23 protein-coding genes and 1 pseudogene are annotated in these 23,326 nt (G+C 71.5%); 5 read left to right on the forward strand and 19 right to left on the reverse strand.

What is annotated here, in order from left to right; all coding sequences use genetic code 11:
* Positions 1-65: 65 nt before the first annotated feature.
* The 17 genes and pseudogenes from AB0412_RS09665 to AB0412_RS09745 form a co-directional block, all read right to left on the reverse strand.
* The gene (locus AB0412_RS09665) at positions 66-1,013 is read right to left on the reverse strand and encodes an endonuclease/exonuclease/phosphatase family protein (protein WP_366401978.1); all 948 of its coding nucleotides are present in this window, start codon (positions 1,011-1,013) and stop codon (positions 66-68) included.
* Between the two features lie 107 nt (positions 1,014-1,120).
* The gene (locus AB0412_RS09670) at positions 1,121-2,302 is read right to left on the reverse strand and encodes a low temperature requirement protein A (RefSeq protein ID WP_366401979.1); all 1,182 of its coding nucleotides are present in this window, start codon (positions 2,300-2,302) and stop codon (positions 1,121-1,123) included.
* 80 nt (positions 2,303-2,382) lie between these two features.
* Positions 2,383-3,147: an SDR family oxidoreductase gene (locus AB0412_RS09675; RefSeq protein ID WP_366401980.1), complete on the reverse strand. Its 765-nt coding sequence runs from the start codon at positions 3,145-3,147 to the stop codon at positions 2,383-2,385.
* Positions 3,148-3,298: 151 nt separating this feature from the next.
* A complete protein-coding gene (locus AB0412_RS09680) occupies positions 3,299-4,210 on the reverse strand; it encodes an AraC family transcriptional regulator (protein WP_366401981.1) in 912 nt (303 codons plus the stop codon).
* Positions 4,211-4,235: 25 nt separating this feature from the next.
* Positions 4,236-4,628, reverse strand: a complete 393-nt coding sequence (locus AB0412_RS09685) for a DUF2267 domain-containing protein (protein ID WP_366401982.1) — start codon at positions 4,626-4,628, stop codon at positions 4,236-4,238.
* A gap of 103 nt (positions 4,629-4,731) precedes the next feature.
* On the reverse strand, positions 4,732-5,190 hold the full coding sequence (locus tag AB0412_RS09690; RefSeq protein ID WP_366401983.1) for a MarR family transcriptional regulator: 459 nt from the start codon (positions 5,188-5,190) through the stop codon (positions 4,732-4,734).
* A complete protein-coding gene (locus tag AB0412_RS09695; RefSeq protein ID WP_366401984.1) occupies positions 5,187-5,681 on the reverse strand; it encodes a MarR family transcriptional regulator in 495 nt (164 codons plus the stop codon). Before AB0412_RS09695 ends, AB0412_RS09690 begins: the two co-directional genes overlap by 4 nt.
* Positions 5,682-5,798: 117 nt before the next feature.
* Positions 5,799-6,920, reverse strand: coding sequence for a tryptophan dimethylallyltransferase family protein (locus AB0412_RS09700; RefSeq protein ID WP_366401985.1), 1,122 nt, complete (start codon positions 6,918-6,920; stop codon positions 5,799-5,801).
* A 197-nt stretch (positions 6,921-7,117) separates the two neighbouring features.
* Complete coding sequence (locus tag AB0412_RS09705; RefSeq protein WP_366401986.1) at positions 7,118-8,467, reverse strand: cytochrome P450; 1,350 nt, start codon at positions 8,465-8,467, stop codon at positions 7,118-7,120.
* 155 nt (positions 8,468-8,622) lie between these two features.
* Positions 8,623-9,213 (reverse strand): annotated as a pseudogene (locus tag AB0412_RS09710) (ATP/GTP-binding protein); the annotation flags it as partial.
* Positions 9,188-9,565 carry a DUF742 domain-containing protein gene (locus AB0412_RS09715; protein ID WP_366401987.1) on the reverse strand — a complete coding sequence of 126 codons (378 nt, stop codon included), beginning with the start codon at positions 9,563-9,565 and terminating at the stop codon, positions 9,188-9,190. The pseudogene AB0412_RS09710 and the gene AB0412_RS09715, both read right to left, overlap by 26 nt.
* Entirely contained in the window at positions 9,562-9,942 is a 381-nt protein-coding gene (locus AB0412_RS09720; protein ID WP_366402321.1) for a roadblock/LC7 domain-containing protein, read from the reverse strand. The genes AB0412_RS09715 and AB0412_RS09720 overlap by 4 nt, the downstream gene beginning before the upstream one ends.
* Positions 9,943-9,956: 14 nt before the next feature.
* Positions 9,957-11,150, reverse strand: a complete 1,194-nt coding sequence (locus tag AB0412_RS09725) for an ATP-binding protein (RefSeq protein WP_366401988.1) — start codon at positions 11,148-11,150, stop codon at positions 9,957-9,959.
* 437 nt (positions 11,151-11,587) lie between these two features.
* Positions 11,588-12,112 (reverse strand): gluconokinase, encoded by a 525-nt coding sequence (locus tag AB0412_RS09730; protein ID WP_366401989.1) that lies wholly within the window; start codon positions 12,110-12,112, stop codon positions 11,588-11,590.
* A gap of 60 nt (positions 12,113-12,172) precedes the next feature.
* On the reverse strand, positions 12,173-13,600 hold the full coding sequence (locus AB0412_RS09735; protein ID WP_366401990.1) for a glucose-6-phosphate dehydrogenase: 1,428 nt from the start codon (positions 13,598-13,600) through the stop codon (positions 12,173-12,175).
* Positions 13,597-15,423: a glycoside hydrolase family 15 protein gene (locus AB0412_RS09740; protein WP_366401991.1), complete on the reverse strand. Its 1,827-nt coding sequence runs from the start codon at positions 15,421-15,423 to the stop codon at positions 13,597-13,599. Before AB0412_RS09740 ends, AB0412_RS09735 begins: the two co-directional genes overlap by 4 nt.
* 42 nt (positions 15,424-15,465) lie before the next feature.
* Positions 15,466-16,515, reverse strand: a complete 1,050-nt coding sequence (locus AB0412_RS09745) for an NAD(P)-dependent alcohol dehydrogenase (RefSeq protein WP_366401992.1) — start codon at positions 16,513-16,515, stop codon at positions 15,466-15,468.
* 226 nt (positions 16,516-16,741) lie between these two features.
* Here AB0412_RS09745 and AB0412_RS09750 point away from each other — a divergent pair, with 226 nt between their 5' ends.
* A complete protein-coding gene (locus AB0412_RS09750; RefSeq protein WP_366401993.1) occupies positions 16,742-17,791 on the forward strand; it encodes a lactonase family protein in 1,050 nt (349 codons plus the stop codon).
* A gap of 92 nt (positions 17,792-17,883) precedes the next feature.
* On the opposite strand, the gene AB0412_RS09755 is transcribed toward AB0412_RS09750, so the two are convergent.
* Together AB0412_RS09755 and AB0412_RS09760 are read right to left on the reverse strand one after the other, a co-directional pair.
* Entirely contained in the window at positions 17,884-18,303 is a 420-nt protein-coding gene (locus AB0412_RS09755; protein WP_366401994.1) for a hypothetical protein, read from the reverse strand.
* 129 nt (positions 18,304-18,432) lie between these two features.
* Complete coding sequence (locus AB0412_RS09760; protein WP_366401995.1) at positions 18,433-19,242, reverse strand: universal stress protein; 810 nt, start codon at positions 19,240-19,242, stop codon at positions 18,433-18,435.
* A 375-nt stretch (positions 19,243-19,617) separates the two neighbouring features.
* On the opposite strand from AB0412_RS09760, the gene AB0412_RS09765 reads away from it, so the two are divergent.
* From AB0412_RS09765 to AB0412_RS09780, 4 genes are all read left to right on the forward strand, one after another.
* The gene (locus AB0412_RS09765; RefSeq protein WP_366401996.1) at positions 19,618-20,040 is read left to right on the forward strand and encodes an Hsp20/alpha crystallin family protein; all 423 of its coding nucleotides are present in this window, start codon (positions 19,618-19,620) and stop codon (positions 20,038-20,040) included.
* A gap of 101 nt (positions 20,041-20,141) precedes the next feature.
* Positions 20,142-20,642 carry a DUF2267 domain-containing protein gene (locus AB0412_RS09770; RefSeq protein WP_366401997.1) on the forward strand — a complete coding sequence of 167 codons (501 nt, stop codon included), beginning with the start codon at positions 20,142-20,144 and terminating at the stop codon, positions 20,640-20,642.
* 317 nt (positions 20,643-20,959) lie between these two features.
* The gene (locus AB0412_RS09775) at positions 20,960-22,672 is read left to right on the forward strand and encodes an enoyl-CoA hydratase-related protein (RefSeq protein WP_366401998.1); all 1,713 of its coding nucleotides are present in this window, start codon (positions 20,960-20,962) and stop codon (positions 22,670-22,672) included.
* A 169-nt stretch (positions 22,673-22,841) separates the two neighbouring features.
* Complete coding sequence (locus AB0412_RS09780; protein WP_366401999.1) at positions 22,842-23,288, forward strand: helix-turn-helix transcriptional regulator; 447 nt, start codon at positions 22,842-22,844, stop codon at positions 23,286-23,288.
* The last annotated feature ends 38 nt before the right edge of the window (positions 23,289-23,326 follow it).

A 23,326-nucleotide genomic window follows, 5' to 3' on the forward strand; every position in this document is an offset into this window, starting at 1 on the left:
CGTTCTTCCTTACTCCAGAGTCAACTTACCCATGCGTAAGAATGCGTCAATGGCAGGGGCCGGGCTCAGCGCGGGGTGAGGTGCGCGGCGACGGGGAGATGATCGCTGCCGGTTCGGGGCAGGGGGCGGATGCGGGCGACGGTCGCCGAGCGGGCCATGACCTGATCGATCCGGGCCAGCGGGAAGGCCGCGGGGAAGCTGAGGGCCAGCCCTCGCTCGGCCACCTCCAGGCGCGAGGTCAGCGGCGCGAGACCACGGTCGTGCACGGTGCCGTTGAGGTCGCCCATCAGCACCACGGTGCGGGTCCGCTCCGCGGCGACGGCCTCGCCCAGCAGCCGCGCGCTCTCGTCCCGCCGGGAGGACGCCAGGCCGCGGGGTCCGACGCGGACCGAGGGGAGATGCGCGACGTACGCGGCCACCTCGCCCCTCGGGGTGTGCACCAGGGCACGCAGGCCGCGCTGCCAGGTCCCCTCGATCCCCCGGGGCCTGATGTCCAGCGGCCGCGCGTCGCCGAGCGGATGCCGTGACCAGAGCCCGACGGTCCCGCGGACCGCGTGGTACGGGTAGCGGGCGGCGAAGGCTTTCTCATAGACCGTCAGCGCGGGAGGCACCAGCTCCTGGAGCGCGATGAGGTCCGGCTCGGCGTCCATCAGGACGCGCGCCGTGCCCGCTGGATCGCTGTTCTCGTCGCTGACGTTGTGCTGCACCACCACCAGACCGGCGCCGCCGGGCTCGGCCGCCGCGGGCAGCAGCAGCCCGCCGAACAGATGCGTCCAGGCCGCCACCGGCAGCATCACCGCCACCAGCGCGACCGCCGAGCGGCGCAGCAGCGCGACGCACAGCAGCACCACGACCACCACACCGAGCCACGGCAGGAACGACTCCAGCAGACTGCCCAGCCGCACACCGGTGTTCGGCACCGCGCCGTGCCACGCCAGCAGCCCGGCCGTCACCACCGCGCACCCGGCGACCGCGTGCCCGGTCTCCCACCCGCGACGACCCCACGCACCCATGCCCCGCCCCCCCGCCCACGGCGTCCCGCCCCTGTCAGCTGTTCGGCTGTCAGCCAGGACGATCACCGCGGCACAGCGGTTGCAGCCCCGTCAGAAGCACCTGGGACTCAGGAGGCGGCCTCCGGCTCCACCACCTCGCCCCGGCGCAGCCACAGCGTCGCCGCGACCAGCAGGGCGGCGACGACGCCGGTGGTCACGATCGGACCGGGCAGGTAGGTGGCGGCGAGCACGGCGAGGACCGCGACGGCCCACATGGCGTCCTCGCCCCAGGAGCCCGGCCGGCGATGCAGCAGCCGCAGGACGGCCAGGTAGACCGCGACGGGGACGGTGTAGAACGCGGTGGTCGCGGTGTCACCCAGATGCCCGTGGCCGGCGATGTGGGCGACGTTCAGGGCCAGACCGGCACCCACGGCTGCGGCGGACGCGAAGACGACGTAGTGGCCGTAACCCCAGAACAGGGCGGTCCTCAGCGCGGTCAGCCGGCGGCGGGCGTCCTGGGAGAAGTACAGCCACCACAGGGCGAAGACGGTCAGCACACCCCCCACGGTGAGACCCGTGACGTCGCCGAAGGAGAGGTCCGTGTCGAGAGCCGAGCGCACGGACACCGTGGCGGCGGTGATGGTCTCGCCCAGCACGATGATGGTGAACAGGCCGTAGCGCTCGGCGATGTGATGCGGATGCCAGGGAGTGACCGCGGCGCGCTCGGCCCATGCGGGGACGGAGAGTTCGGCCACGACCAGGACCGCGAAGGACACCAGACCGGCGTCGTCGGGCAGCGCCACACGCGCCACCCAGCCCACCTGGACGACGGCGATGCCCACGGCGTAGCGCAGGCACGTGGCACGCCGGTCGGGGTCGGCGTGCGCGGCGCGCAACCACTGCACGACCATGGCGAGCCGCATCACCACGTAGCCCCAGGTGATGAGGGTGAAGTCGTAGTCCTCCAGCGCCTTGGCGGCACCGGCCGCCACGATGAGCGCACCCGTGATCTGCACCAGCGTCAGCAGCCGGTAGGGCACGTCGTCGGTGTCGTAGGCGGAGGCGAACCAGGTGAAGTTCATCCACGCCCACCAGATCGCGAAGAACACCATGGCGTAGCCCAGGACGCCGTGACCGACGTGCCCGGCGGCGGCCTCGTGCTCCAGTGCGGCGGCGGCCTGGGCGACGGCGGCGACGAAACACAGGTCGAAGAAGAGTTCCAGGACGGTGGCGCTGCGGTGCGGCTCGCCGGCCTGACGAGGCTTCATCGGCCGGTACCAGGCTCCGACGGCGCTGCTGGGCTGAGACATGTTCGCGGTCCTGTGGGGTGGGATACGGGACGGCACGATGAGCGCCGCCGAGGGCGCTCATCGTAGGGGCGGTGCGGCGGTCAGCGCGTGGTGTAACCGCCGTTGAGGAAGAAGGTCTGCCCGTTGGCCCACCAGCCGTCGGTGAGCAGGTGCCGGACCCACGGCACGATGTCCTCGATCTTGGTGAGGTCGCCGTTCATCGCGGACGACTTGTGGTACGCGATGGAGTCCTCGTCCTCCGCCGGATAGAAGAAGGAAGTGTCCATCGGGCCCGGCGCGATGTTGTTGACCGAGATGTTCCGGCCGTACAGCTCCTTCGACAGGGCCCGGGTGAAGTGCTCGACCGGTGCCTTGCTGCCCGCGTAGGAGGAGTACAGGCCGGTGTAGGCGGCGAGCAGGGACGTGACGATCGTGATGATCTTGCCGCCGTCCGCCATGCGGCGGGCCGCCTCGCGCATGACGAAGAACGCCGCCTTGGAGTTGACCGCGAACATCTGGTCGTACTCCTCCTCGCTGATCTCGGTCAGCGGCTTCTTCAGCACCATCCCGGCGGTGTTGATGCTGTAGTCCAGCCTGCCGAACCGGCCGACGACCTCGTCGAACACCCGCTCCACCTCCGCGGGGCGGGTCAGGTCGGCCTGTACGGCGAAGGCCTCGCCCGCGCCCGCGTTGATCTGGTCGACGACGTCGTCGGCCTTGGCGCGGGAGGAGTCGCTGTTGTAGTGGACGGCCACCCTGACGCCGTCCGCGCCGAGTGTGGTGCTGATCAGACCGCCGAGATTGCGGGAGGCGCCGCCGACGAAGGCGACCTTGCCGTCGAGTGTCCTGTCCGGGGTGGTGACCATGCCGGCCTCCTTGCAGATGAGTGACGTCGGCGCCCGCCCCCGCTCGGCGACGACCCTGGCGGGCGCGGTGCGCTGTCACCAGGCTCACCGGACACTCCCGTGCGGATCTTGAACGATCCGATCGTCCTTGGAACGAACCGCTCCCGCATTCTCAGCCGCCCCCGCGGAGCCCTCCGTGCCCGTTCCCGCCGGCTCCTCCGTGGTCCCGCAGTGATCGCGGCGTGGTGCCGAGGTGCCGGCGCATCACGCGGGTGAGATGGCTCTGGTCGGCGAACCCGAGGTCCAGGGCGATGTCGGCGATCGGCCGGTCCGTGCCCAGCAGCGAGCGCCGGGCCTGCTCCAGACGCTGCCGCATCACATAGCGGTGCGGCGACTCCCCGGTGGAGGCACGGAACGCGCGGGTGAAGTGCGAGGAACTGAACCCGGCCACCGCCGCGAGGTCCTCCAGAGCGACACGGGAGGCCAGGTTCGCGTGGATGAAGTCCAGCACCTCGGCCAGCCGCCGCGGCGGAAGCCCGCCGTCCCTGACGGCCGTGTGGCGCCGGGGGCTGCCACAGGTGCGGACGATCAGGGCGCAGGCGGCCTGCACCAGGGACTCCGCATACAGCCGGTCCGCTTCCGCGGGCCGCTCGAACTCCGCCAGCAGCCGCTCGACCAGCATCCGCAGCAACGGGTCCTCGAAGTGGAACCGCGGCGCCAGTTCGAACCGGCCGCCCGCCCCGGCCTCCTCGGCCAGTTTCTCCAGCCATTCCGGTTCGATGCCGAGCAGCATCAGCTCCACATCGTCCTGCCAGCGCGGGCGCGAGGCCCAGCCAGCCGGGTTCACCAGGGCCTGCCCCTGATGGAACCGCTCCCGGCGCATGCGGCCGTCCGCCGACCAGCGCAGATTCGCCGACCTGCCGGTGTGCACCACCAGCACGTGCTGGGCGGGGCCCACCGGCAGCGGGGCGGTGTCGGCCGTACCGGCCGCCCGCTCCACCGCCCGCTCGACCACCGCGTGGCCCAGCAGGTCGCCGCTGCCGGAGAGCCACCGCAGATGCGGCTTGATACGCGAGACACTCACCCCACCATCTTGGGCGCCGGTGAGCTCAGTCGGCCAGTTCCGGCTTTCCGAACAGGACGGCGTAGCCGGAGGGGAGCTGGCTGAGGATCTGGTTGAGCTCGCCTCCGCTGACGCTCTCCGCCAGCGTGGACAGGACGGCACTGGCGTCCCACTGAGCGGTGCGCGGCCGGGCACCGGTCCGCTCGCCGACCCGCTCGTAGAACTGCTCCAGCCCGAAGCTCTCGGCGTGCTGCGCCTTGGCCTTCGACAGCATGGGGCCGAGATCGCCGGGCAGCTGCGCGGCGAGGTCGTCCACCTCACCGGGGCTGATGCGCTGCGCCAGCACCTCCAGAACGGCCTCCGTCATCTTCGCCGCCTCGTCCTGCGACGTGTACTCACCGCGCTCCCGCACACGGGCGAGGAACTCGTCGTACCTCATGATCACCTCCGTGTCGGTCCGTGTCGGTCCGTCCTCTTCACCCCGGTACCCATGAGCGGCGGAGCTAACGGTGCCGGGGGGTGCGCTGGACCGAGGTGAGCAGTCAGCCGGACAGTGCCGCGAGCTCCGCGTCGGCGCGCTGGGTGACCAGGGCGAGGACGCGGCCTGCGGCGGCGAGATCCTCGGCCGGTATCCCGCCCCAGATGCGGGCGCTGATGGGCGCGGTCTCCGCACCGACCGCGGCCAGCAGCTCCCGCCCGGCGTCGGTGGGCCGGAGGCGCCCGCCCTGCGCGACGAGCAACTGCTTGGCCACCAGCTCGTCGAGAGTGGCGCGGAGGCCGGCCGGATCCGCCTTGAGCGAGGCGTGGACCTGGGCCACCAGCTCGTCCGGCGTGCGCGGGGAGTCCGCGGTGACGGCCGCACGCAGGGCGATCTGCTGCGGGAACGTGACGCCGTGCCGGGCCAGAACGTGCTCCAGGACGCCTCGGGCGGCGTAGTGGGCGAGCCCGAGCGCACGGGAGTCGGCGGCGGGTGCGGTGGTGGCGGATGAGGTGCTGGTCATGGTGATGTCCCCTGGGTGCTCTCGTCGTTCGGTACGGGTGGAGCGAGAGGTGCGTCGAGCAGGGTCGTCAGCTCGTCGGTGAACGCGCGGGTCCGCGGCGCGTCGAGACCGCCGAGCGGCTCCAGCAACTGCTGCAGCAGATCGTGGACCACCCCGATGGCCTGCCGTGTGACGGCCCGGCCCTGCCCCGTGAGCGCGAGCTGAACGGCGCGCGGGTCACGGGGATCGCGGGTGCGGTCGATCAGGCCGGCCGACTCCAGTGCACGGGCCAGCTTCGAGACGTACAGCGCCTCCATGCCGGTGTGGTCGGCCAGTCGGCGCTGACTGGGGCGCTCGCCGGCGCGCTGCATGCCGTACAGCGACGCGACCAGGGAGTACTGCGCGTGGGTGAGTCCCAGCGGGGCCACCGCACGGTCGACCGCGACACGCCACTTGTTGGCCAGCCGCCACACCAGGAATCCGGGCGTGGGGCCCGGCGAACCCTTGCTCATGGCATATAGCGTACATGGCTACTATGTACATGGCTACTATATTCACGGACCGGCCGAGAGACGGAGCGACCGGCCCGCCCGCCGACCCCATGGCGGCCGGGCGGGCGGACGGCCGGCTCAGTGCACCGGCTGCGCGGAGCGGGCCGGAGCCTTGTTCGGGGGTCTGACCGCGTACGCCTCCGAGGAGAGGTACGTCGTCACCCGGGGCGGGCGGTCCTGCTGGTGGGCGAGGGCCAGGTAGGCGATCAGGCCCACCCCGGCCTCCGGGCGGCGGAGGGTGAGGGCCGCCAGGGCACCCGGCAGGACGCCGGCGTCGATGCCGTACCGGTGCAGCACCCTCGTCGCGCGGGCCAGGGCCTCCCCGTCGTGCTCGGCGTAGTCGCGCACGGGGATGTGCAGGGTGAAGCCGCTCGGCCACGCGGTCCCGGTGTCGGTGAAGGAGTGGCAGGTCAGACCGGGGCGTCCGGTCAGAAGCGGCGCGTGAGGGCCGGCGGCGGCGCGATGGAAGGCCTCGATCGAGGCGGGGTCGGGGCCGGGGTGCATACGGGACAGCCGTGCCGCCCCGGCGGCCGACAGATCGTCATGGCGCAGGTAGACCTTCACGCGTGGCTCGTCCCAGTCGCCCAGGTCCAGGGCGAGGAACGGGTAGCCGTCGGCTTCGGGGAGGACATCGAACGCCTTGTGGTGGCCGAGACGCCGCAGCGCCTCCCGCACCGTCCCGACGGAACGTTCCGCCCCGTTGGCGGCCGGGTCGAGGTACACCTTCACGCCGGGCACACCGCCGGGGCGCAGTTCCAGAGCGCACCACAGCGCGAGGGCGCCCTGCGGCTCCGGGGGCAGGAACAGGTCCTCGAGCGCGTCGAGGGTGTCCGTGCTGAAGTTCCAGCGCCGCGTCATCGCGCGTACCGCGGCGAGCCCGGCGCGGCCGTTTCGGGCCAGGCCGGCCGCGCCGCACCCCGGTTCCACCAGCACCCGCACGGCGGGAGCCGCGTCCGGCCGGAAGGAGAGCGAGAACTCCACCGGGGTGTGGTCGTCGGACAGGAAGGTGCGGGACGGGGGCGGCAGGTCGAGGGGCCGTCCGGCGACCGGGCCGAGGGACTCGGACAGGACCCCCGCGTACGTGTCCGCGTCGGCCTCGGACAGACCCGCGACCGCGCACAGCCGGCGCAGCTGTGCGCTGGTGAAGGCGCCGAGGGTGGGCGTGCCGGGACGCACGCCGCCGGCCCGTGGCGCGGTCACCGGGTCACCCCGCGCCGCACAGGAAGATACCCGCCTCGGGAGGCGGGTATCGGCGGTCTCGGCAGGAATGCGGCGTCCATGGATATGTGGTCCACGGCACCTCCTTTGCGGGTAAGCAACTCGAATGCCGCGTTGCTCACTACCCCTGCCGTTCAACCTTCATGCGGAAGAGGGGTGTTGGGCAGGTGTTAGCCGTGTCACCTTGTGAGCCAGTTGAGGAACTGACTCCACATACCCGTGCGTTCGGCCTTGCGCGCCGTGCCCGCACCCCGGTCCTGCGCGGATGCGGTCACCGCGGGTTCCGGGGCGTGCTGTCCCGCCGCGCGCACCGGTGTGAACCTGGCCGGCAGAGCGGTGAGCGCGCGGTGGAAGGGCCCCGGCCGCCAGGTGAGGCTGTCCTCGGGGACGGCGAGATGGAGGTCGGGCAACTGGTTGAACAGGTCCTCGACGGCGGTGACCGTGATGTGCCGGGCGGGCTCCTTGGACGGGCAGGCGTGCGGGCCCGCGCTCCACGCCAGGTGGGCGCGGTTGCTGCCGGAGCGCCGCGCGGCCGTCTGCGCAGGGCCCGTGTTGGCGGCGGCGAAACTCACCAGCACCAGGTCGCCCGCCTGGAGCTGCTGACCGGCGAACTCCATGTCGGACGCCGGGTAGTGCGGCGCGTAGTTCGCCATGGGCGGGTTCTCCCAAAGCGTGTCGTCGAGGGCCTCGTCGATGAGACCGCCCTCGCGGGCGTACCGCTCGTGGGTCAGCAGGCGGTGCAGCGTGTTGCCGATCAGATTCCTCAGCGGCTCGGCGCCGGCCCCCAGCAGCAGTGCGAGCTGATGCACCATCTCCTCGTCGTCCAGGCGGGCCTGATGCTGCATCAGCCAGGAGGTGACGTCGTCGCCCGGCTTGCTCCGCTTCAGCGCGACGAGTTCCCCCACCGCCTGGAACAGCACCTCGGTCGCCTTGTCGGCGTTGATGCCGTCGAACATCCCCGAGATGCCGAACAGCACCCGGTCGCCGATCTCCGGCGGGCAGCCGAAGAGTTCGTTGAACACGAACAGCGGCAGCTGCCTGGCGTAGTCGGCCAGCAGATCGGCCGACCCGCGGCCCGCGAACTGCGCCACGAGATAGCGCGACGCCTGCTCCGTGCTGCGGGTCAGCCGGCGGGTGTCCACCCGGGCCATGGAGTCGGTGACCGCCTGACGCAGCCTCAGATGGTCGGCGCCGTCGGCGAACATGCAGTTGGGCCGGTACGCCAGCAGCGGTGCGACCGGGCTGTCCGGGCCGACCTTGCCCTCGCCGAAGGCCCGCCAGCGGCGCGCGTCCTTGCGGAACGAGCCGGAGTCCTGGAGGAGTTGCAGCGCCGCCGCGTAGTCGGTCACCAGCGTGGCCTCCACGCCGGGGGCGAGTTCGACGGGCGCCGCGGGCCCGTAGTGCCGCAGGAAGTCGTAGTACGCCTGCGGGGCGGCGGCGAACTCCGGCCCGTACAGCGGGACCCGGCCGCCCGAGCCGTGGGCCGGGCAACCCGGCGGCGGGACCGGGGCGTTGTCGTGAGCGTTCATGTCTGCTCTGCTCTCAGTTCACTGTCGAGCGCGGTCTATTGAGCGGTCTCGTGCGCGGTCGCATGAGGCGTCGGGTGCGTGGTGGCATCGGGGTTCGGGTGCGCGGTGGCGTGAGGCGCCGGGTGCGCGGTCGCCTGGGGAGGGTGTGTGGTCTGCTGCGCGCGGTCCAGCAGGTAGCGGACCAGCGTGGTGAGCGCGGCGGCCGAGGACCCCTCGTCGCGGGCGTCGCAGGTGACGACCGGGGTGTCGTCGAGCAGGTCCAGTGCCTCCCGCAGCGCCCGCTCGTCCCGCGCCGGCGCGCCGGCGAAGTGGTTGACGGCGATGGCGTAGTCGAGGCCGTAGCTCTCGATGAGGTCGATCACCGGGAAGGAGTCCGCCAGCCGCTCGGGGTCGACCAGGACCAGCGCGCCGAGGGCACCGCGGGCCATGTCCTCCCACATCTGCACGAACCGCTGCTGGCCCGGCGTGCCGAACAGATACAGCACCACGCGGTCGCTGATGGTCAGGCGCCCGAAGTCCATGGCGACCGTGGTGGTGGTCTTGCCCTGGACCCCCTTGAGGTCGTCCACCGACTCGGCGGCCTGCGTCATCGTCTCCTCGGTGGACAGCGGCTCGATCTCGGAGATCGATCCGATGAACGTGGTCTTGCCCACCGCGAAGTGCCCGACGACGAGGATCTTCACCGCGGTCTGTGTCGCTCCGCCGCGAACATAGGCCCGCTCACCCAAACTTGGCGCGGAGACCATTGAGCACCTCCTCGAGGATCTCCCGGTCCGCGAGCCGGGCGGGTGCCACCGGCGGGCGGGTGATCAGGTAGCCGCCCTCGGTGAGCGAGGCCAGCAGGATCCGTACGACACCCAGCGGCAGCCGGGTGTGGCCGGCGATCTCGGCGACCGAGAGATAGCCGGCGGAGCAGATGTCGAGCAGCGTCTGTTCCTCGGGGGACAGCCGCATCGGCCGCTGCGCGTGGTCGGGGGACGCCGTCACCAGGGTGATGAGCGACAGCTGCTCCTCGTCGGGCAGCTCGCGCCCCTTGGTGATGACGTACGCCCGCACTAAGGCGGTGTCCTCCGGCTCCCAGCCGTCGCGCCCCGTCATGAGCGGGCGCCGAGGTTCTCGCGCGGCGGCGTCGTGAGCTCCTTGCCGAGCCGGGAGACGAGCTGCTGCATGCGGAAGGTGATGTCGGCCATGTCGACGTCCGCGGTGGCGGACACACCGAGGTAGGCGCCCTCCCCGGCGGAGATCACGAAGACCCAGCCGCCGTCGAACTCGACCAGTGTCTGGCGCCACGTCTGGCTCGGGTCCTCACAGAAGAACCCGAGGGTGCGGCTGAGGGACTGCACCCCGCTCATCGCCGCGGCGACCCGGTCCGCGTCGTCCCTGCCGAAGTCCTTCGTACGGGCCATCAGCAGACCGTCGGCGGATATCAGGACGGCGTGCAGGGCCCCCGGAATCTCCAGAGCGCTGTCGAGCATCCATGACAGATCGTTCACGAGACCTCATGTCCTTCGCTGCTTGCACCGGGTGTGCTGCTCGTCGGGTCCGCTCCGTCCGGCTCCGCGGCCCGCCCGGACCGCGTGCCCCGCTGGAAGGCGCCCATGATCCGCGCCTGCTCGGCGTCCGAGCGGCCCGGGCGGGGGGCAGGCCGCTCGCCGTCGGTCTGCGGCACGATCGCCATCGGCCGTTTGCGGCGGCGCCGGGGCAGACCGTCCGCGGTCGACGCCGGGGCGAGCGCCGCCTCGGGTCCGCCGTCGTGGCCGGTCCCCGCGGCCGGACGGGCGGCGGCGGAGTGGGCGGCCGGTGCCGGTGCCTTCTTCTCCGGCATCGAGGTGAGCAAGTCGTGCGGGAGCAGCACCACCGCGCGCACGCCGCCGTAGGGGGACGAGGAGTCCACGGACACCTCGAAGCCGAACCGCTCGCACAGCAGGCCGATCACCGCGAACCCGAACTGCGGCGGATTGCCGAGGCTCGCCACGCCCGAGGCGCGCTCACTGCTCAGCAGCTTCGCGGCGCGGACGCGCTCCTCCTCGCTCATGCCGACGCCCGCGTCGTCGACGACGATGCAGATGCCCTTGGGCACCGTCCGGATGTTGATCTCGACGACGGTGTCCGGGCTGGAGTAGCTGGTGGCGTTGTCGAGCAGCTCGGCGAGGGCCAGGGCGACGGGTTCGACGGCGCGGCTGGTGATGCCGAAGTCGACCTGGGAGAGGATCTCCACCCGGCGGAAGTGCCGGATCCGGCCCTGGGCGCTGCGCACCACGTCGTACACCGAGGCGGTGTCGCGGCGTCCGCCCAGCCAGCCGTCGCACAGCACCGCGATGGACTGGGCGCGCCGGCCGAACTGCGAGTTGGTGTGGTCGATCTCCAGCAGGTCCTGGAGGATCGCCGAGTCGCCGTACTTGGTCTGCAGCCGGGACAGCACGAGCTGCTGCTCGGCGGCGAGGCCCTGAAGCGTGCGCATGGCGGACTTCAGAACCGTCTTCGTCTCTTCCTCGGCCTGTTCCTGAGCCGCCTGCACGGATTTCGCGTAGTCGTTCTCCAATTGCGCGTAATGCTCTCTGAGCGCGTGCGTCTCCTGTCGCGCGGCACGCGCCGCCCGGCGCTGGCGGACGATCACGGTGAGGGCGGCAGCGAGGGCGGCGACCAGAGCCCAGAGCAGGGGGCTCGCTGCGTATGGCGTCATAGGACTCTCTTCAGGCGACTGGCGGCCGGCGGTGCCGGCGAGGTGTCGGCGTCCATGGCAGGCGGTCAGCGCCCGCTTCGAAAACGCGGTGATCGTATCACCGGCCGAACACATGAACTGACGTCAAGACCCTTGCGAACACCACGGGTTGTCCACATGTCGGGCTGTCACGTCTGCTCGCCGTGTTCGCCCACCCCGACGACGAGTCCGTCTTCGCGGGCGGCGTCCTCGCCCGGTACGCTCGCCGCGGCACTGCGCACCCTCGGGGCCGGACGTGCACACCCACAGGGTGGCCACGCCCGCCGTCCAGCCGGCCGCCTCGGGCTCCTTCCGGGGACAGGAGAGTTCCTGTCCGTCCTTGGACCCCTGCGAGTGGGACGGGCGCACCGGATCCGCCTCGGTGTCACCGTGACGCTCTTGCTCCTGTCAGGTCCGAGTCATCGTCGCGGGAGCAGCTCCATGGCTGCCCGGACGATGTCCTCGGGAGCCGGTGTGGCGTCCAGCGAGGCTCCTCGCTCGTCGGCCTCCAGGGGTTCGAGCGTCGCCAGCTGGGAGTCGAGCAGCGTCTGCGGCATGAAGTGGCCGGAGCGCCCACCGAGCCGATCCGCGAGTACTTCGCGATCGGCCGTGAGCTGGAGAAACAGCACGGAGGGGCATGCCTGCCTCAGCGTGTCCCGATACCGTCGCCGCAGGGCGGAACAGGCGACCACTCCTCCGCTGCCGACTGCTTCGCATTCGCTCAGCCAGCGCCCGACGGACTCCAGCCACGACCGGCGGTCCAGGTCGTCCAGCGGCACTCCCGAGGCCATCTTCCGGATGCTGGCGGGCGAGTGGTGTTCGTCCGCCTCCGCGAACGGGACCCCCAGCCGCTCGGCCAGGCGCCGGGCGACCGTGGACTTGCCCGCCCCGGAGACACCGCTGACCACGACACACGGAGGAGGTCTGTCGGAACTGCGAGTCATCGGGTCTCCTTCGGAACGGCGCGTTGCCTCGGGCCCCGCCCGGCCGTCGTGGGGTTCGCCTCAGGAGTCGGTCGGAAGGACCGCGTCCCGGTGCAGCAGGTCGTCCCGCCGCCCGGGGGCCGCCGGCCGTGGCGGCGGTCCCTCCGAACCGGCCGAGTACTCCTCCAGGGGTACCAGCTCTCGCTCCCAGGCGGACACGACCGGCTCGAGGACCCGCCAGGCCTCTTCCGCCTCGTCGCTGCGGATGGACAGCGCGGGGTCCCCGTTGAGGACGTCCAGCAGCAGGCGGCCGTAGGCGGGCAGATCGGCGGGATCCATCCCGGCGGTCAGCGACAACTGCGTGAGGGTCTCGGTGCGCGAGCCGGTCACGGTGACGTCCAGGCTGAGGCTTTCGGGTTCCAGCCCGAAACGCAGCACGTTGGGCTGGACGTCCGCATCCTGCCCGAAGGGCAGGTGAGGGACGCGGCGGAAACGCACCGCGACCTCCTTGCGGTTCCTGCCGAGGGCCTTCCCGCTCCGCAGCCGGAACCTGGTGCCCGCCCAGCGCCAGTTGTCCAGTTCGAGCTCGACCTCGGCGAAGGTCTCGGTCCGGCGCCGCGCGTCGACACCGTCCTCCTCGGTGTAGGCGGGCACTTCATGCCCGTTGCACCGGCCGGCGGAGTAGCGGGCACGGCGCGTGCGGCGCCGGACGTCGTCGTCGGTCATGCACCGCACCGATCTCAGCACGTCGACCTTCCGGTCCCGCAGATCCCGTTCGCCGAGGGTGAGGGGCGGCTCCATCGCGACCAGGCACAGCAGTTGCAGCAGGTGGTTCTGCACCATGTCCTTCAGGGCACCGACGTGGTCGTAGTAGCCGGCCCGCCCTTCCAGAGCGAGGGTCTCGTCCCAGACGATGTCGACCTCGGCGATGTGGGTGCTGTTCCAGATGGGTTCGAGCACTCGGTTGGCGAGCCTGCTGCCGAGCACGTTCTGGACCGTGGTCATGGCCAGGAAGTGATCGACCCGGAAGACAGCGCGCTCCGGAAGGAGATCGGCGAGCAACCGGTTCAGCTCCTGTGCGCCCGCCAGGTCCTCGCCGAAGGGTTTCTCCAGCACGATGCGGCTGCTCGGGGGCAGTCCCGCCTCGTGCAACGCGGTCACCGTCGCCGGGAAGAGCGACGGGGGCAGAGCGAGGTAGACGGCTACGGGGTCGTCACCCGCGACGACCGTGCCCACCTCCGCAGGGTCCGTGACGTCGGCCCGCCGGTAGTCCGTCGACGCCACGACGGCCCGCCGGGCGTCGGTCGGAATATCGGCGCCGTGGCGGTCGAGTTGGGCACTGGCCCACTCCCGGTACCGTGCACCGTCCCAGTCCTCCCGGCTGGCGCCCGTCAGACTGAACCGGTCGTCGATGTGTCCTGCCTCGCGTAGGGCGGCCAGTGCCGGCAGGAGGTATCGGCCGGTCAGATCACCGGTCCCGCCGAAGACGACGAGCCGTTGAATGGTCACCGGGTTCCGCCCTTCGCCCGTTCCAGGTTCACGCCGCTGGCGATGATTCCGATGTGGCTGAACGCCTGAGGGAAGTTGCCCATGAAAGCTCCGGTGGTCGGGTCGATCTGCTCCGACAGCAGCCCCAGGGCGCTCGCCCGCGCGCACAGTGACGCGTACAGCTCTTCGGCCTTGTCGAGCTGCCCTTGGCCGATCAGGTTGTCCACCATCCAGAAGCTGCACAGGACGAATGCGCCCTCGTCGCCGGCCAGGCCGTCGGGATGTTCGTCGTGCAGATAGCGGTAGAGCAGCCCGTCCCCGGCCGAGAGGCGCTGCGCCACGGCCCGGGTGGTCGCCACCATCCGGGGGTGGTCGACCGGAACGACATGGCGCAGCGGCAGGGCCAGCAGGCTCGCGTCGACCACGCCGCCGCCGTCCAGGTACACGCTCAGCGTCTGGGCCTTCTCGTCCCAGGACTCTTCCAGGACGAGGTCGCGCAACCGGTCTGCCGCGACGCGCCAACGGCCGACGTCACCGGGCAGATCGAAACGCTCCGCGATCTGTGCCGCCCGGTCCAGTGCCACGTGGCACAGCCCGGCGGAGTAGGTGAACGGGCGGCCCTCGCTGCGGATCTCCCAGATGCCCTGATCGGGCTGGCGCCAGGCGTGTTCGGCGGCGTCGGCGAGCCGCGCCAGGCCGGCCCACATGGCGGGCTGGATCTCGCCGCCTCGACGCAGCCATTGGTCGGCGCAGTCCAGGATCTCACCGTAGACGTCGTGCTGGCGCTGGTCGGCCGCGCCGTTGCCCCAGCGGACGGGCGAGGAACCACGGTAGCCCTCCAGTTCGGCGTCCTCGATCTCGTCCGGCACCAGGTCGCCGTCCAGGGTGTACATGATGCGGGGCCGGCGGCTGCGCTCGAAGGCGTCGAGGACCCAGCCGAGGAAGGCGTCGGCCTCGCCCTGGAAGCCGATGCGGCGCAGGGCGAAGACCGCGTAGGCCGCGTCCCGGATCCAGGCGTAGCGGTAGTCCCAGTTCCGGCCTCCTCCGATCGGGGCGGGCAAGGACGAGGTGGGCGCGGCGGCCAGCGATCCGTTCGCCCAGTCGTCGCACATCTTCAAGGTGATCGCGGCACGTCTGACCAGGTCCCGCTGTGGCCCGGCGTAGTCGCAGGACCGCATCCACCGCCGCCAGGCGTCTGCCGTCTGGCGCAGCATGGCGTCTGGGTCGAAGCGGTGATGGCGGTGAAAGCGTCCCCAGGACAGCACCACGTCGAAACGGTCGCCCTGTCTCAGGTCGTGTGTGGTGCGCAGGCCGCCGAGCGGATGGTCGGAACGCAGGTGCAGGCGCAGATCCGCCCTGCGGGCGGGACGGACCTCCAGTCCGCTGAACAGATGGTGGGCCTGCGCGCCGCCGCGGGGCTCCAGCACCACCCTGAGGCGTACCTCTCCGTCGAGGACCACCACGGAGCGGACGAGTTCCGCGCGGCTGGACGGCGCGTCGTCGGACAGGTCGGCTCCCGAGCGCAGGACCAAGGCGTCCGTGACGCGCACCAGACCGGTGTCGCTGCGCATCTCGGTGTGCAGCACGCCGGTGTCGGGTTCATAGTGCTGGCGCGCCTCGACGAGGTTCTCCGGCGCCACGGTGAAGTGGCCGCCCCGCAGGTGGTCCAGCAGCGCACAGAACAGCGGTTCGGAGTCGAACCGGGGCAGGCACATCCACGCAATGGTGCCGTCCAGGCCGACGAGTGCCGCGGTGGTGCCGTCCCCGATCAGGCCGAGGTCCTCGAGCGGCAGGTAACCGTCCGCCCGGCGAACGGGGCGGAACGGCGGGTCGGATTCGTGCATACCGAATCTCCTTGCCCAACCTGCGGATTCCTGCGATGCCGCCTAGAAGGCGACCAGGACCTTGATGACGTCCTCCAGCTTCTTGTCCGACACCTCGAAGGCGCGCTCCATCTCGTCGAACGAATACGTGTGCGTCGTCATGCGGGTGGGGTCGAGGCGGCCCTTCTCGAGGACGCGCAGCAGGCGTTCCATCCGGAGCCGTCCGCCGGGGCAAAGACCGGAGCTGATCGTCTTGTCGGCCATTCCCACGCCCCAGGCGACGCGGGGGATGCTGACGTGGTCACCGGACCCGAAGTAGCCGACGTTGGAGACCGTCCCGCCGGGCTTCGTGATCTCGACGGCGGTTCTGAAGGTGATGTCCGCACCCAGCGCCTCGATCGCGGTGTCCACTCCCTGACCGTTTGTCAGTTCCAGGACACTCTCGACGACGTCCTCGCGCGTGAAGTCGACGATTTCGTCCGCTCCGTAGAAGCGTGCGAGTTTCTGCCTGCTCGGCACCGACTCGACTCCGATGACGAGTCCGGCGCCCTGGAGTCTGGCCCCTGCTGTTGCCATCAGTCCCACGGGGCCCTGGGCGAGGACGGCCACGGTTCCGCCCATCGGGATGTTTCCGTGCTCGGCACCCATGAATCCCGTGGACAGCATGTCGGCGCAATACACGGCCGCTTCGTCGGAGATTCCGTCGGGGATCTTCGCGAGGTTGGCGTCGGCGTCACCGACATGGAAGTACTCGGCGAACACGCCGTCCTTGGAGTTCGCGAACTTGAATCCCCCGAGCGGTCCTCCTGACTGGGACGGGTAGCCGTTCTGGGACGCCATGTCGCCCCAGTCCGGGGTGATGGCGCCGACGAGAACGCGGTCGCCCGGCCGGAAGTCCTCGACGTCGCCGCCCACGGCCTCCACGACGCCCACCGCCTCGTGCCCCAGCGTCAGATTCTCCCGCGGCCCGATCCCGCCCTGCACGGTGTGGGAGTCGGACGTGCAGATCAGGGCTCTCGTCGTCCGTACCAGAGCATCACGGGAACCGACGTCAGGCACCGGCTTCTCCATGAAGCCCACGCTGCCGATCCGCTCCATGACGAATGCCTTCACCGCTGCCTCCTGTCGGCACGTCCGGGGTCGAAAGGGAGATCCGGAGCCATCGGTGAACCGGATTCCGCAGCCGCTGCCCACCCGGGTCGCGCACTGGTCGCCATTGACCCCACATTCCCGCAGCCCCGGACCGGCCGCAAACGCTCACCCCGTTGATTAGTGCTTCCAGGTCAACCACGAACCGGCATGCCCCGTACTTCGGCCATCGCTCATAGGGTGGTCGCTCATGGACGGCACGGGCGCACTCAGGGCCTTCATCGGCTCCTTCACGTCGAGCGGCGGACAGGGAATCACCCAGACCGAGGTGGATCCGCGGACCGGTGCCCTGACCGCGACGGCCACGGTGGCCACCGTTCCCGACCCGTCGTATCTGGCAGTCGGGCACCGGGACACCGGCCGCCCTGTTGTCTACTGCGTGTCCGAAACAGCCCGGGGAGCGGTGGCCGCCTACGACGTGTCGGGCCCCGGACTCAGGCCGCTCGGCGATCCGGTCCAGGTGCACGGGGCCGAGCCGACGCATCTGGCCGTCTGCCAGGACCACCTGGTGACGGCCAACTACGGCTCCGGAAGCGTCTCCGTGCTGCCGCTGGCCGCCGACGGCACGCCACGGTCACCGAGCAGCCGACTGCAGCACGAGGGACACGGCCCGCATCCGGAGCGCCAGTCGGCCCCACACGCCCACCAGGTGGTTCAGGATCCCTCGGGCCGCTGGGTCTTGAGCGTCGACCTCGGCACCGACTCGGTGCGGGTCTGCGCCCTGGAAACGCACTCCGGAGCGCTCAGCGTCCACAGCACCACCCGGTTGCCGCCCGGAACCGGGCCGCGCCACCTCGCCTTCCACCCGCGCGGGGAGCACGCGTACGTACTCGGTGAGCTGCGGCCGACCGTCGCCGTGTGCCGCTGGGACGCGGCGACGGGAGCGCTGCGGCAGGTCGGGGAATGCGCTCTCTTCCAGCACGGCGCCGATGTCCCGGTGCAGCCGTCCGCCCCCGTCGTCTCCCATGACGGCCGGCACATGTGGGCGGCCGTACGGGGCACCGACAGCATCGTGGTCCTGTCCCTGGACGAGACCGGCGACCGGCCGGAGGTCGTCACGTCGGTGCCGTGCGGCGGCCGCTGGCCGCGTGACCTCGTGCTGCATCCGTCGGGCAGCCGGCTGTACGCGGCCAATGAGCGCTCCGGGGATGTGACCTGGTTCGACCTCGACCGCACAGGCGTGCCACGGCGAGCCGGGGCACTCACCGTGCCGTCGGCGTCCAGCGTCGTCTTCGTATGACGCGGAACGTGCGCAGAGCCGTCCGGCCGACGCAGCCCGTGGCCGGGGACGGCCGGCAGGAAGCCGGCGCGGCAACGTCCGGAAGAGGCAGCCTAGTCGTCCATCGCGATGAACCTGGTCAGCGTCCACAGGGCGAGGAGGTCGAGCGTCATCACGCTGATCGCCCACAGCGGGTAGTAGGGGAGGAACATGAACTGGGTGATCAGGCTGACCGCGGCCAGTGCCACACCGGCTCCTCTGCCCCAGCTCTGGCCGAGCAGTACTCCCAGACCGGCGGCGACGAGTCCGATGCCGACAACGATGTGGATCGAGCCCCAGGCCGTCAGATTGAAGTCGTAGGTGTAGTCAGGGGAACTGAAGATGGTGTCCCGGGTGACGCCGACGACGCCGAGGAGAATGCTGAGCGTGCCGCTCAGCTCCAGCGCCCAGCCGGCGAAGAGGGCAGGGCCATCGCTCGGTGGGCCTTTCCTGCTGCGGGGGTGCTGCCGCGTGTCGCCGGGTGTCTGTGCCACGTCAGGGCCCTTCTGTGAGTGTGTTCAAGGCTGATCAACGGGAGTGTGTCCTGTGAGCGGCGCCGTGAGGTTCGCGAGGGCCTAAAAATCGTCGCGCTCCGCGAAGGGGTCCGGCCTGCTCGCAGCGCATCACGCGTGCCCGGGCACGACGACGACGGAGCTGTGCGCGTGGTGCAGCAGCGCCTGGCTCACCGACCCCAGCAGCAGACCCGTGAACCCACCGCGTCCCCGGGCGCCGACGACCACGAGTTGGGCGTTCCTGCTTCTCTCGATCAGCACCTCGCGGGCTTCGCCACTCGCCACCTCGCGCCTGACCGTGACGTCGGGATGCCTCTCTGCGTGGCCGGCGAGCGCCTGTGCCAGCAGTCGCTCCGGGCTTTCGACGCCGGTACCGGCAGGTGCGTGATCCGGCAGCCATACGTGGACGGCGGCGATCTCAGTGCCGCGCAGCGCCGCCTCGGCGAAGGCGAATCCGACCGCCTTGTCACCGGCGGGGGAGCCGTCGACACACAGCACGATCGGTCCGGCAGCGGCGGATCCCTCGCGGGCCACCATCACCGGACACTGACTGTGGGCCGCAAGGGACGCGGCCGTCGACCCCAGCAGCATGCTGAGGAAGCCGCCCGTCCCGCGGGCCCCCACGACCAGCAGGTCCGCCGTCCGCGACTCGGCCTCCAGCACGGACACCGTGTCGCCGGGCACCATGGTCTCGGTGACGGTCACCTCGGGGACCACGCTCCGCGCACGGTCCGCGGCCTCGCTGACCAGCCGGTTGAGCGGTGTGGTGTCCAGCGGCGCGTACATGGGTCTGACCGGCCAGTTGAGGACGTACACCACGCGCAGTTCCGCACGACGTCGCCAGGCCTCCCTGGCGGCCGTCTCCACCGCGGCGAGACTGGACGACGAGCCGTCCGTTCCTACGACCACCCGGTTGCCCATCACTCCTCCATGAAGCGTCGCCACTCACGTCGGCACGTGTGACCTTGCTCCTGACGTCGGTCGTCATGTGGTCGTGGCCGAGGTGACCGCCGTGACGACCGAAACATGAGCGGAGACGATCGAGTTCTGCCGGATCGACCCGGAATCGATGTTCCGCGCTGCGTGAGGGGGACACGATTCGGCTTGGGCCATTCGGCGGCAACACCGGTGGGCCGTCAGGCGCCGATCAGGACTCGCCTCCTCGTCCGGGGCCGGAGAACGCAGTGTCCCCGAACCTGAGTCGGGGCTTGTCAAGTTTCCTCTCCGGAGCTATATAAGTAGACGTCCGTAGAGCATCGCACCGGACGCCGACAGCAGAGAGAGGAGTGGACTGTGATGCTCATGCGTACCGACCCCTTCCGCGACCTCGACCGGCTCACGCAGCAGGTCTTCGGCTCCGCCGCTCGCACGTCGGCGATGCCGATGGACGCCTACCGGGCAGGGGACGAGTTCGTCGTCCACTTCGATCTCCCCGGCATCGACCCCGAGACGATCGACCTGGACGTCGAGCGCAACGTGCTCAACGTGCGCGTCGAACGCCGCTCCCCGGCCCCGGAGAACGCGGAGCTGATCGTCGCCGAGCGCCCCACCGGCACCTTCACCCGCCAGTTGTTCCTCGGCGACACCCTCGACACCGAGCGCATCGACGCCTCGTACGACGCCGGTGTCCTGACCCTGCGCATCCCGGTGGCCGAACGGGCCAAGCCGCGCCGCATCCAGATCACCGGCGGCGACAGCCGCAAGCAGATCAGCAGCTGACCGTACCCACGCAGCGCGTCCCGCGGACCCCGGCCGCCCGCGGGGCGCGCCCCCGTGCCGGGGGAGCGACCGGAGGCCCCGGAGGAGGAGAGGAGCCCCACATGACCACGCTGACGCCGCACGAGACCGCGATGCCGAGCCCGCAGAGGGTGATCCCGGCCCCGAACCGGGACCGCAGCGTCCCCGTCCCGCAGTCCGACGAGGTCGGCTGGCAGCAACTGGTCTACGCGGTACGGGAGTCCGGCCAGTACCGGACCCGAGCGGAGGCGGAGAGCGTCACCCGGATCGTCCTCTCGGCCCTCGGTGGCCATGTCGTCGGCGACGAACGCGTCGATCTGGCCCGATCGCTGCCCGAGGAGGCGGCTCGGGTGGTCGCGTCCCAGATCCCCGCCACCCGCGAGCTGACCGCGGCGGAGTTCGTCGACTCCGTGGCCGCCCGGATCGAGGGCTCGACCCCGGCGACCGCCCGCTGGGACGTCAGCTCGGTCCTGAGCGTCCTGCCGTCCCTGGTGGGCGACGCCCTGATCACCCGTATCCTCGCCCAACTGCCCCCGGGCTACGCCCTCCTGTTCGGCCGGGCGGAACTCACCCCGGCGGAGTGACCGGCCCGCACCCGGTTCCTCCTCGGACCGACTCCGGGCCCCGCTCCGGCCACCGTGGTATCCACCGTGGCCCGGGGCGGGGCCCAGCGCCTCGACCGCACGCCCGCCGGACCGGCCGACCCCCGTCATCGCACCGATCCGCCCAGATGTCCGCCACCTCCCGCCCCCTCGCCCGCGCACGCCTCCGGCCCCCCACAGCCCCGGAAGATCAAGGCAGCGCGGAGTCCGCATCCCCGAACCGGCTCCCGCGGTAAAACGGCCGAAATACCGGCGGGCCCCCTATGCGGGCCCCGCCGGAGGGACGACCATCCGGCAGCATGGACATCCTGCTCGTCGCCAGTGCGTTCAACAGCCTCGCCCAGCGCGTCTACGCCGAACTCTCCGACCAGGAGCACCGCGTGGACGTCGTCCTCGCCTCCCACGGAGCCGACGCGATGCGCGCCGCGGTACGGCAGGCGCGCCCCGAGCTGATCATCGCGCCCATGCTGAAGACGGCACTGCCCGACGACGTGTGGCAGCACCACACCTGTCTGATCGTGCACCCCGGGCCGCCCGGCGACCGTGGCCCGTCCTCCCTCGACTGGGCGCTCGCCGAGGGGGCCACCCGGTGGGGCGTGACGGTCCTTCAGGCCGAGGCGGCGATGGACGCGGGCGCCGTCTGGGCAGCCGTGCCGTTCGACGTGCCGCCGGTGGGCAAGAGCGACCTGTACCGGGGTGAGGTCTCCGACGCCGCCGTGGCCGCCGTCCTGCTGGCCGTGCGGCGCTACGCCGGCGGGGCGTTCAAGCCGCAGCCGCAGTCCGACCCCTCGATCCGCGTGGTGTGGCGGGACTACTTCCGCCAGGAGCGGCGGCGGATCGACTGGGACGGCGACACCACCGACACGGTGCTGCGCACGCTCCGCGCCGCCGACTCACAGCCCGGCCTGCTGGACGAACTCCTCGGCCGTGAGGTGTTCCTGCACGGCGGCCACCCCGAGGACGAACTGCGCGGACGCCCCGGCGAGCTGCTCGCCACCCGGGCGGGCGCGGTGTGCCGGGCCACCCGGGACGGCGCGGTGTGGATCCCGGAACTGCGCCCGCGCCGCGCCTCGGGCGATCCGGCACCGTTCCGGCGCCCCGCGGCCTCTGTCCTCGCCTCCCTCCGGGCCGCGCCCCGCCTGGCTCTGCCGGAGCTTCCCGCCCCGCTCGAGCTCCCGCCCGGCCGGCGCACCTGGACGGACATCCGCTACCGGCAGCGCGGCGACGTCGGTTTCCTGACCTTCTCGTTCCCCGGCGGCGCGATGAGCACCGGGCAGTGCCGCAGGCTGCTGGCCGCCTACCGGTACGCGCTCGCCCGCCCCACCTCGGTCCTGGTGCTGGGCGGCAGCCGCGACTTCTTCTCCAACGGCATCCACCTCAACGTCATCGAGGCGGCCCCCGACCCCGCGGCCGAGGCCTGGGCCAATCTGCACGCCATCGACGACCTGGTGGAGGCCGTGCTGCGCACCACCGACCGGCTGGTCGTCGCCGCCCTGGGCGGCAACGCGGCGGCGGGCGGCGTCATGCTCGCGCTCGCCGCCGACGAGGTGTGGTGCCGCACGGGCGCCGTCCTCAACCCGCACTACCGGCGGATGGGCCTGTTCGGCTCCGAGTACTGGACGTACACCCTGCCGCGCCGCGTCGGGGCCGGCACCGCGGAGCGGCTGACCACCGAGGCGCTGCCGGTCAGCGCCACGTCCGCCGCCGCCCTGGGCCTGGTGGACCGCCTCCTGCCGGTCGCGGCGCAGGAGTTCGCCGCCGAGGTGGAGCGCAGGGCAACCGGTCTGGCCGCCGTGGCGGACCTGGACCGGCGGATCGCGGCCAAGCGTGCCCGGCGCGCGCGGGACGAGTCGGCGCGGCCGCTCGCGCAGTACCGCGAGGCCGAACTCGCCCGCATGGGCGCCATCCTCTTCGACCCCCACGCCCCTCACCACGCCCTGCGCTCCGCCTTCGTCCGCAAGGCACCGCCGGCCGGCGCCCGGCCCCTCGCACCCGCCCCGGACCCCGGCTGACCGGCGCCCGGATCACACTTCCTGGCCCTCCCGCACCACGACCACGGGGCAGACGGCGGGGCCTTCCCGCGCGAACGGCCCCTGGCACTGCTACGACAACGCTGCTCCCGTGCGCCGGACCTCGCCGACCGGCCGCGCGGCGCGCCCGTCACATGGCACGATTTCGCACGTGACCACCAGCAAAAGCGCCACACCTCAGCAGTTGCGCGACCTCGCGCGGCTGCGCCGCGTCCGGGACCGCATCGACCGGGAGTACGCGAAGCCGCTGGACGTCGAGGCGCTCGCCCGTGGCGTGCACATGTCGGCCGGACACCTCAGCCGCGAGTTCCGGCGCGCCTACGGCGAGTCGCCCTACGGCTACCTGATGACACGGCGCATCGAGCGGGCCATGGCGCTGCTGCGCCGAGGCGACCTGAGCGTCACCGAGGTCTGCTTCGAGGTCGGCTGCTCGTCCCTGGGCACCTTCAGCACCCGCTTCACCGAGCTCGTGGGGGTGCCGCCCAGCGTCTACCGCCGGGAGGCGGCGCGTGCCACGGCCGGACTGCCTTCCTGCGTCGCCAAGCAGGTCACCAGACCGGTCAGAAATCGAGAAGCGCCGCCCCTGAGCCGTGACTAGCGTGACGGTCATGGACACCGCCGAGCCGTTCGAGAACC

Source organism: Streptomyces sp. NPDC052012 (genome assembly GCF_040689265.1).
Lineage (GTDB): Bacteria > Actinomycetota > Actinomycetes > Streptomycetales > Streptomycetaceae > Streptomyces.